Origin of the sequence: Paenibacillus forsythiae T98 (assembly GCF_000520735.1) — a bacterium.
In the GTDB taxonomy this organism is placed as follows: domain Bacteria; phylum Bacillota; class Bacilli; order Paenibacillales; family Paenibacillaceae; genus Paenibacillus_AQ; species Paenibacillus_AQ forsythiae.
The window spans coordinates 1-728 of record NZ_ASSC01000887.1; the positions used below are offsets into that span (position 1 = coordinate 1).

General features: G+C 56.0%; 1 protein-coding gene. It reads left to right on the forward strand.

Going from position 1 to position 728, the window contains the following annotated elements; translation table 11 throughout:
• Nucleotides 1-728: M16 family metallopeptidase (locus L692_RS0126955; RefSeq protein ID WP_025703062.1), on the forward strand; the 728-nt coding region annotated here is incomplete at both ends.

The window sequence follows — 728 nt, forward strand, 5'->3', positions numbered from 1 at the left end:
TCTCGGAATCAAGGAACGGCTGGAGGCCATGACGCCGGATGATCTTCGGGCCTATATGCGGAAGCAATATACGATCGAGAACACGGTGATCAGCCTTGCCGGCAATTTTGACGACAGTGTGAGAGAGCTGCTGGAACGATATTTCGGCACGTTTGCCAACCATGGAGAGTCAGACCGGCTGAGCCCGCCGGAGTTCCGCGGGGATCTCTTGTTCCGCCGTAAAAAAACAGAGCAAAACCACATCTGCCTGTCCCTGCCGGGCTGCGCAAATGATGATCCGCTGCACTATGCAATGGTGCTGATTAACAACGCGGTTGGCGGCGGCATGAGCTCCCGGCTGTTCCAGGAAATCCGCGAAAAGCGCGGACTGGCGTACTCCGTCTATTCCTATCACAGTTCCCAGGCCGACAGCGGGCTCTTTACCGTGTATGCCGGGACTGCTCCGAAGCAGACCAAGGACGTCATGGAGCTGACCAAAGAAATGCTGTATGAACTGGCCGTTAAGGGAATGGACGAAGAGGAGATCCGCAAGGGCAAGGAGCAGCTCAAGGGCAGTCTGATCCTTAGTCTGGAGAGCACCAGCAGCCGGATGAACCGGCTTGGGAAGAATGAATTGATGCTTGGCCGGCACATCACCCTGGACGAAATGATTGCCCGGATTCAGAAAGTGACGATGGATGATGTGAACAAGGTGCTTGACCGGATGTTCTCCGAGCCGCTGTCGGCGG